The following is an 8,906-nucleotide window of genomic DNA, read 5'->3' on the forward strand; positions in this document are numbered from 1 at the left end:
CGGACGGCGGACGGCGGACGGCCGACGCCGACCGGCCTGCGGGCCATCCCTGCGGGCGCGGCGGGCGGCCCGGCGCGAATCCCGCCGGAGCCGGGCGGCGCGGGCACCTCGCGGCGCCCGGCGGGTGACCCGCCTCCGGGGCCACCCCGCTCCGCCGGTACGGGGCGGCCCCGCGGCGGGGGCCGTCCCCGCCGCCCGCGGGTTACCGCAGTTCCGCCCGGTGCGTGGCGCCGCGGGAGCCCGCCACGCGTACCGTCACCCGGCCCCGGCGGCCCGGGGTCACCGTCACCGTCGGGTCCGCGCTCGTCACCGCGCGGACGCGCAGCGGGAGTTCGAGGCTGACCTCCGCCGCCGCGTGGCCCGGGTCGGAGACCGCCAGCGAGATGCCGTCGCCGCGGCGCCGGAGCAGGACCGTGGCCGGTCCTTCGCTGCGGATGCCCGCCGCCGTGGCCGCCGTCCAGAAGTGCGCCGCCGTCAGGCCCAGCCGGGGGACCTCGACCGCCTGCGCCGCCGCGTCGTTCGCGGCCACCCGCACGGGGCCGCGCGCCGACCACGCCGCCGTCGCCGCCCGGCTCGCCGTGGGCAGCAGCGCGTACGCGTAGCCCGCGCCGGCCGGCGACGCGCCGTGGTCCAGCCAGAGCGTCAGGTAGCGCCGGGTGTGCGGGGTGGTGGAACCGCCGGTGTCGGCACCGGTGTTGATGTCCCGCCACGCGCCCGTACGCTCCTCGCGCAGCGCCCGCAGGGCGGACCCGCCGCCGGGGAGGAAGACGTACCCGCCGACCCCCTCCAGGTGCGCCCACCGCGCCCGCTCGAAGTCCCGCGCCCAGCCCGGCGCCGCCGGCTGCCGCCGGCCGTCGACGGTGAGCGCCTGCTCCCCGGCCCCGCGCAGGCTGCGGTTCTCGACCGTCGTCTCGATCACCCTGCCGTCGTCCGCCGCGATGTCCGCGCCCAGCGCGACCACCGCGTCGTCCAGGAAGAACCATGTCTTCCGCGCCCGCAGCGAGCTGCCGTCCGCCCGCAGGTCGAACGCCGCCGCCCCGTACCGCCCGTGCAGCACCGCGCCGCCCGACACCTCGTTCACCGGGCGGAACTCCGTCCAGACCGTCCCCAGGTCCGCGCGGGGGCGCGTGTCGACGGTCGTGCCCGGCAGCCGGTACGCGTTCACGGTGGGCCAGAAGGCGTCGCCGAACTGCCCCTGGTCGCCGGGGAGGTAGAGGTAGCCCATGCCGTCGCCGGTGTACCAGCCGCGGGCGTTCTCGCCGTTGCCCGCCTCGTACGCCGCGACGCGCTTCGACGACAGCGACAGCGCGTACGACCAGCCGGGCCGCCGGTGCACGACGCGCTCCATGGCGGCGAAGCAGTGGTGGCCGGTGAGCGGCGGCGCGGCCGGGACCCCGGGGTCGGCGAGCACGGCCTTGGCCCGCTGGATGTGCGGGAGCCCGACGAGCGAGAGGTACGGGTACGCCGCCTGCCGCCCGATCCAGCCCTTCGCCGCCGCGTGCCAGCGCGCGGCCTGCGCGGCGGGCGCGGCCTCCGCCAGCTGGAGCACGTAGGAGACGGCGAGCGCGCCGTCCACGTGGTCCGGGGCGCGCTCGCGGGAGATCGCCCGGCCGCGTACCGCGTCCATCATCAGCCCGTCGGCGATCACCGGCGCGAACGACCGCTCGACGGAGTCGAGGAGCACGCTCGTCGCCGGGTCGGTGACCGCCCACGGCGAGCCGGCGAGCAGCGCCATCAGCCGGCCGGCGGCGGCGAGGAGCACCGCGCCGTACGTACCGGTGTAGGCGACGGAGCCGTGCTGGACGAAGGAGCCGTCGCGGTAGAAGCCGTCGCCGGAGGTCACGTACTGGAAGAGGCTGTTGCGCCCGCCGTCGCGCACGTCGGACAGGCCGTCGCGGGCCAGCGCGGTCTTCTCGGGGCTGCGGCCGAGCAGTCCGCGCAGCGCGACGATGACGCACTTGTCGGCGCGGTTGGCGCCGGTCTCGGAGAGCGCGGGGGAGTTGGTGCGGCGGTCGGGGTCGGGGACGAAGCGGTCGACGGTGGCGAGGTAGCCGGCGAGGTCGGCGGCGGGCAGTTCGGCGCGCAGCAGGACGCAGCAGTCGAGCAGCGCGCGCGGGGCGCCGATCTCCCAGAACCACCAGTTGCCGGTCTCGGTACGGCCCGGGTGGTACGCGGTCGCGTGCAGGAAGCGCAGCGCGTCGAGCAGCGCGGCGGCGACGTCGGCGCGGCCGGTGAAGGAGGTGCCGGGCGCGGTCCAGGCGGTGGCGAGGGTGAGCAGCCGCGGGTAGCACTGGCCGAAGTTGCCGGCGTCGGCGACGGGGGCGAGGTCGGGCCAGAGCGCGGTGCGCCCCGCCGACCGGTCCAGGGTGTCCCACCAGCGGCGGGCCTCGGCGTCGAGGTCGGCGAGGGCGGCGGCGAAGTCGGGGTCCGCGGGGTCGTAGCCGTCGCCGGTGAGCATGCGGGCGGCGCGCTCCAGCAGGGCTTCTTCATCGGCCGGGGCTCCGGCGGGGGTGCCGGCGGGGGTTGCGGCGTACGCGGCGGCGGGCGCCGGGACCAGGAGGGTCCCGGCGCCCGCCGCGAGCAGGGTGCGGCGGGAGGGCAACAGCGGGCGGGGCGGGCGCATCGGGCTCCCTCGGCTCGTACGAAAGGGTCCGTACTCACCTGCATGAAAGCGCTTGCTGCCCCGGTCGGCAACCCCCGCCGCAGCAACGGGGGTCGCCCGCCGTGGAACCTGGCGCGGACGATCTCAGCGCGACGTGAGGTCCGCCGTCGCCTCCGGCGGCTGCCCGTCCTTCGCCGCCGCACCGCCCGCCGCGCCCGCGGTCGCGCCCTCCTCCGGGTCCGAGCCGAGCGAGTCGATCAGCGCGTCCTGCTCCGCCCCGCCCTCGGGGCGCAGCAGCCCGATGCCCACGTACAGCACCAGCGACGTCAGCAGCGGCAGCCCCACGAGCGCGGCCTGCGTGGTGCCGTCCAGCACCCAGTGCAGCACCGCCCACAGCCCCAGACCGCCGGCCCACGACACGATCGCCGCCGTCGGCCCGCAGCGCCGGAACCACGGCAGCATCCCCAGCATCAGCGGGATCGAGATCGGTCCCATCGTCGCGGCCACCAGGTCCACGACCACGTCGAGCACGAAGCCCTCACCGCCGGTCGCGATCGCGATCACCATGCTCACCGACACGAACGCCACCGTCGTCACCCGCGCGAACGTGAGCTGCGCCCGGTCCGTCAACCGCCGTACCCGCGGCACCAGCACGGGCGCCATGTCCCGGGTGATGACCGCCGAGATCACGTTGGAGTCCGACGCGACCATCGCCATCGTGTGGCAGAAGAACCCGGCCAGCACCAGCCCCGTCAGGCCGGCCGGCATCAGTTCCTTCGCCAGCTCGATGTACGACTCCTCGCTGTTCTCCAGCCCCGGCACGATCAGCGGCGCCGCGAACATCGGCAGGAACAGGATGAACGGCCACACCAGCCACAGCCCGCTGGACAGCAGCGCCGAGCGCTTCGCGGCGGAGCCGGACGGCGCGGCCATGTAGCGCTGCGCCAGGTTCCACATGCCGCCGTTGTACTCGAAGGTCTTGACCAGCAGGAACGCCAGCACCAGCGTCGTGGTCACCGGCCCGGTGACCGGGTCGTGGTGGCTGTCCGGCAGGTCGTCCCACATCGTCCACAGGGTGTCGATGCCGCCCAGCTCCGCCAGCACGGCCCAGAACATCACCACACCGGCCAGCAGTTGGATGATGAACTGGCTGAAGTCCGTGAGCACGTCCGCCCAGAGGCCGCCGACCGCCATGTACGCCATGGTCGCCACGCCGGTGAAGAGGATGCCCCACTCCAGCGGCACGTCCGCGAACCCCTGGAGCAGCACCGAGATCGCCACCCACTTGGCCGCGATGTCGACCACCTTCAGCAGCGCGCCGCTGTATGCCAGCACCTGCTGCGTCGGCAGATTGTACCGCTTTGCCAGGTACTCCAGCGGCGAGGCCACGTCGTGCTTCGCGCGCAGCCGCGCCCAGCGGGGCGCGAAGAGGAACGCGCCGACGCCGATGCCGAGGCCGATGGTCAGCGCCCACCACACGTACACCGTCAGCCCGTGGTCGTAGGCGACGGCGGCGAACGCGACGAACATCACCGCGCTGTAGCCGGACATGTGGTGCGAGATGCCGGACAGCCACCACGGTATGCGGCCGCCGGTGGTGAAGAAGTCCTTCACGGTGTGGATGCGGTTCTTCGACCACCAGCCGATGCCTACCATCACGCAGAAATAGGCACCGACCATGATCCAGTCAGCGATGGCCATCTCGGCTCCTGCCTGTGTCGTCGACGAGGGGTGGGGGGTGGTGCGCGTGCCGCGTGCGCAGCCCTCACCAACGGGCCCGTGCGGGGGCGAAGCCGGGGTGGAGGCGGCGCATGTACGCGGTGTCGTCGCGGCGCCGGACGCCGCACTTCTCGTACTGCTCGTGCAGCACGGCCAGCGCGTCGCGGTCCAGTTCGACGCCGAGGCCGGGCCCCGGCGGCAGCGGTACGGCGCCGCCGGCGAAGGTGAGGGCCCCGGGGGCGATCACGTCCTGGCCGTCCCGCACCGTCAGCCAGGGGGTGTGGGTGTCGCAGGAGTGGTCCAGGTTGGGGGTGGCGGCGGCCAGGTGCGTCATCGCGGCGAGGCTGACGCCGAGGTGGGAGTTGGAGTGCATGGACAGGCCGATGCCGAACGTCCCGCAGAGCGCGGCGACCTGCGCGGACCTCAGCAGCCCGCCCCAGTAGTGGTGGTCCAGCAGCAGCACCCCGATGGCGCCGCGCTCGATCGCGGGCGGCAGGTGGGCGTGGGTGACCACGGCCATGTTCGTGGCCAGCGGCATCGGCACCCGCGCGGCGACCTCCGCCATCCCGTCGATGCCGGGCGCCGGGTCCTCCAGGTACTCCACCGCCCCGGCCAGCTCGGTGCCGACGCGTACGGAAGTCCCGGGCGTCCAGGCGGCGTTGGGGTCGATGCGCAGCGGCAGGCCGGGGAACCCGTCGGCCAGGGCGCGCACGGCCTCGATCTCCTCGTCGGGCGGGAAGACCCCGCCCTTGAGCTTCAGCGAGCGGAAGCCGTACTCCTCGGTGAGCAGCCGCGCCTGGGCGACGATGCCGTCCGGGTCGAGCGCGGCGCCGAAGCGGTCCTCGGGTGCGTCGGGGTGGCCGGCCCACTTGTAGAAGAGGTACGCGCTGTACGGCACGGCGTCGCGCACCGGCCCGCCGAGCAGGTCCGCGACGCGGCGGCCGGTGGCCTTGCCGACGATGTCGAGGCAGGCCACCTCGAACGGGGAGAAGACGGAGTCGACGGTCTTGCCGTTGCTGCCGGCGCCGGTCAGGCCGTGCTGGTCGGAGAAGACGCCGGTGCCGACGGAGGCGGCCACACGGGCGTAGAGGCCGTGGTGGTGGCCGGCGTCGGCGCCGGTCAGGTCGCGTGCGGCGGCGCGCAGCCGGTCCAGGTGGGAGGCGTCGCCGTAGCTCTCGCCGAGGCCGCTGAGGCCGTCTTCGGTGACGACCTCGACGATGCTGCGCAGGGCCCACGGCTCGTGCACGCCGGCGGCGTTGAGCAGCGGCGGGTCGCGGAAGGCGACGGGGGTGACGGTGATCTCGCGTATGCGCATCACCGGCCCTCCCCGGCGATCTCCAGCCCGGCGGAGACGAGCAGCTCCAGTTCGGCGAGGTGCTTGGGGTGCGGGTCGGCCAGCGGCGGGCGGACGCCGCCCGCGTCCAGGCCGCGCAGCCGGGCGCCGGCCTTGACCAGCGCGACGGCGTAGCCGGGGACCTCGTTGCGCAGGCGGACGAGGGGGAGGTAGAAGCCGGTGAGCAGCCGGCGTACGCGCTCGTCGTCGCCTGCGGCCCGCGCGCGGTGGAAGGCGAGGGCCACCTCGGGGACGAAGCAGAAGGCGGCGGAGGAGTAGAGCCGCGCGCCCACGGCCGCGTACGCGCCGGCCGAGACCTCGGCGGTGGGCAGCCCGTTGAAGAAGGTGAAGTCCTTGGCGGCGCCGTCCCGGCCGTCGGTCGCGGCGTGCACGGCGGGGATGATCCGCTGCATCAGCTCGATGTCGCCGAGCCCGTCCTTGAAGCCGGTGACCGTGGGGATCCGGGCCAGTTCGGCGGCGCCCGCGGGGGTGAAGCGGGCGTTGTCGCGCTGGTAGACCACGATCGGCAGTCCGGTCGCGGCGGCGACCTCCCGCACGTACGCGACGAGCCCCGCCTCCGGCGCGGCCACCAGGTAGGGCGGCATCAGCAGTATCCCGTCGGCACCGGCCCCGGCGGCGGCCCGGGCGCACGCGACGGCGTGCGGCAGCGGCCCGCCGGCGCCGGCGAACACCGGCACCCGGCCGGCCGCGGCCGCGGCGGCGGTGCGGACCACGCGCTCGTGCTCGGCGCCGTCCAGCGCGTGGAACTCGCCGGTGCCGCAGGCGGCGAACACCGCGCCCGCGCCCCGCGCGACGCCGTCGGCGACGTGCTCGGCGAGCACGTCCTCGTGCACCGCGCCGGCGGCGTCGAAGGGGGTGAGGGGGAAGAACAGGATGCCGTCGAGCCGCACCGGAACCTCGATTCATCTATCTGAACGAAAGATATGAATCTGAATTGGTGCCGGAAACGTAGAGGTGGGTGCGACGGCCGTCAAGGGGGTGCGCGCGGGTTCCCGCCGCGGCCGTGGGAGCGCGCCCGCCCGCCAACGGGCGCCTCAGCGGGGCCAGATGGGCGGGTCGGTGCAGAACGGGCCGCCCAGGTTCGCCTGGTCCGGGGCGTCGGGGTCGTCGGGGCCCAGCTCGGCGAGGAGCTTGTCCGCGTACGCCTCGGAGTCGTCCCGCGGTTCGTAGCCGAGCGCCCGCGCCGTGCCGAGGTCCCACCAGGCGCGGGTGTTGGCGGAGCTGCCGTAGACGACGGTGTGGCCGACGTCCGGGGCGGTCAGCGCGGCGTGGAACAGCCGGGCGCCGTCGGCGGGGCTGAGCCACAGGGAGAGCATGCGCACGCTGGTCGGCTCGGGGAAGCAGGAGCCGATGCGTACGGAGACGGTCTCGATGCCGTGCTTGTCCCAGTAGAGCTGCGCCAGGTCCTCGCCGAAGCACTTCGACAGCCCGTAGAAGGTGTCGGGGCGGTGCGCGGCACCCGGGCCGATCAGCTCGGCGGCGGGTACGCGGCCGGGGTGGCGGGGGCGGGGGTGGAAGCCGACGGCGTGGTTGCTGGAGGCGAAGACGACGCGGCGGACGCCTTCTTGGCGTACGGCCTCGTAGAGGTGGTACGTGCCCTCGATGTTGGCCCGCAGCACCCTGTCGAACGTCGACTCCAGCGAGATCCCGGCCAGGTGCAGCACCGCGTCCACGCCGCGGACCGCCTCCCGCAGCGCGGCGAGGTCGGCGAGGTCGGTGTAGTGCACCGGCTCGGGCCCCGGGTCGACGGCGACGTGGTCGAGCAGGCGCAGCTCGTGGCCGTGGGCGGGCAGCAGGCCGCGCATCAGGGTGCCGATGCCGCCGGCGGCGCCGGTGAGCAGGACGGTGCGCGGGATGCGGTGGGCTGACATCGTGGCTCCTCGGTGGTACGGGACGGGGGTGGGCCGGGCCGGCGGGGCGCGGACCGGGCGCCGGGGACGCGGTCTTGACGGTGTGTCGGGGCGGCTCTAGCGTGCCTGTTCACCAATATGGACGCCGGGCAGAAATGTGTACACCCTGATGATGACACCTCGTGCTTCGGTCTTTCTGTATCCGTGGGACGTCGTCGGCGACCCCGCCGCGGCGCGCCGGGTCGCCGAGTTGGGCGTACGGCAGGTGACGCTCGCCGCCGCGTACCACTCCACCCGCGCCCTGACCCCGCGCCACCCGCGCCACCGCGTCGTCACCGCGCGGCACTCCGCGGTCCTCTACCCGCCGGACCCGGGCAGGTGGGCCGGCCGGGCGCTGCACCCGTACCCCCAGGACTGGATGGCCGCCGCGGACCCGTTCGGGGAGGCGGCCGGGGCGCTGGCCGGGGCCGGGGTGGAGGTGCACAGCTGGGTGGTCCTCGCGCACAACTCCCGGCTGGGTGCGGAGCATCCGGAGACGTCCGTGGTCAACGCGTACGGCGACCGCTACCCGTGGGCGCCGTGCATCGGTCGGCCCGACGTGCGCGACTACCTGGTCTCGCTCGCCGCGGAGGCGGCGACCCGGCCGGGGACGCGCGGGTGCGAGCTGGAGTCGTGCGGGTGGTACGGGCTGGCGCACCTGCACGCGCACGACAAGACCGCCGGGGTGGCCCTGGACGCGGCCGGGCAGGTGCTGATGTCGCTGTGCTTCTGCGACCGCTGCCGCGACGGCTACGCCGCGTACGGCGCGGAGCCGGACGGCCTGCGGGCCGCGGTCACGGCGGCGCTGCGGCCGTACTGGGACGGGACCGCCGCCGCCCCGCCGGCCGCGGCCGAGGCGGTGGAGGCGGCGGGCACCTGGGCCCGGATCACCGGACTGCTCGGCGAGGAGCGGGCGGCGGCGGTGCTGGGCTGGCGGCGCGCGGCGGCGACCCGGCTGCAGCGCGAGGCGGTCGCGGCGGTACGGGCCGAGGCCCCGGACTCCGCCTTCCGCGTCCTGCTGCACGCCGCTCCCGAGCCGTACGCCTGCGGCGCGAACGCGGGGGTGGACCCGGCGGAGGTGCTGACGTTCGCGGACGGCCTGGTCCTCCCCTGCACCGGCGGCCCCGCGGCGCGCACCGCCGCCCTGGAACCCTGCGTGCCCCACCGCCGCCCGCACACCACGCTGGCGGCGAACCTCACGGTGGTCTCGGGCATGGGCGGATCCCCGGCGACGCTGGCGGCGGACGCCGCCCACGCGGCGAAGCTGGGCGCGGACGAACTGCGGCTGTACCACGGAGGGCTGGCGTCGGGGGAGGACCTGGCCCGGGTGGCGGAGGCCCTA

The 8,906-nt window shown here is 75.4% G+C and carries 6 protein-coding genes; 1 reads left to right on the top strand and 5 read right to left on the bottom strand.

From position 1 onward, the window contains the following. Window positions 1–202 precede the first annotated feature (202 nt). The 5 genes from LG396_RS14395 to LG396_RS14415 all read right to left on the bottom strand — a co-directional run bounded on the left by LG396_RS14395 (window position 203) and on the right by LG396_RS14415 (window position 7,546). On the bottom strand, window positions 203–2,623 hold the full coding sequence (locus LG396_RS14395; RefSeq protein ID WP_225795054.1) for a polysaccharide lyase 8 family protein: 2,421 nt from the start codon (window positions 2,621–2,623) through the stop codon (window positions 203–205). 123 nt (window positions 2,624–2,746) lie between these two features. Beyond that, window positions 2,747–4,303 carry a sodium:solute symporter family protein gene (locus tag LG396_RS14400; RefSeq protein ID WP_225795055.1) on the bottom strand — a complete coding sequence of 519 codons (1,557 nt, stop codon included), beginning with the start codon at window positions 4,301–4,303 and terminating at the stop codon, window positions 2,747–2,749. A 64-nt stretch (window positions 4,304–4,367) separates the two neighbouring features. Further along, window positions 4,368–5,636, bottom strand: a complete 1,269-nt coding sequence (locus LG396_RS14405; RefSeq protein ID WP_225795056.1) for an enolase C-terminal domain-like protein — start codon at window positions 5,634–5,636, stop codon at window positions 4,368–4,370. Further along, window positions 5,636–6,565: a 5-dehydro-4-deoxyglucarate dehydratase gene (locus LG396_RS14410; protein ID WP_225795057.1), complete on the bottom strand. Its 930-nt coding sequence runs from the start codon at window positions 6,563–6,565 to the stop codon at window positions 5,636–5,638. The genes LG396_RS14405 and LG396_RS14410 overlap by 1 nt, the downstream gene beginning before the upstream one ends. Window positions 6,566–6,709: 144 nt before the next feature. Next, entirely contained in the window at window positions 6,710–7,546 is an 837-nt protein-coding gene (locus LG396_RS14415; RefSeq protein WP_225795058.1) for an NAD-dependent epimerase/dehydratase family protein, read from the bottom strand. Window positions 7,547–7,694: 148 nt separating this feature from the next. On the opposite strand from LG396_RS14415, the gene LG396_RS14420 reads away from it, so the two are divergent. Further along, window positions 7,695–8,906 (top strand): hypothetical protein (locus tag LG396_RS14420; RefSeq protein WP_225795059.1); only part of this gene is annotated, 1,212 nt, incomplete at its 3' end.

Source organism: Streptomyces aculeolatus (genome assembly GCF_020400605.1).
GTDB classification, from domain to species: Bacteria; Actinomycetota; Actinomycetes; order Streptomycetales; family Streptomycetaceae; genus Streptomyces; species Streptomyces aculeolatus.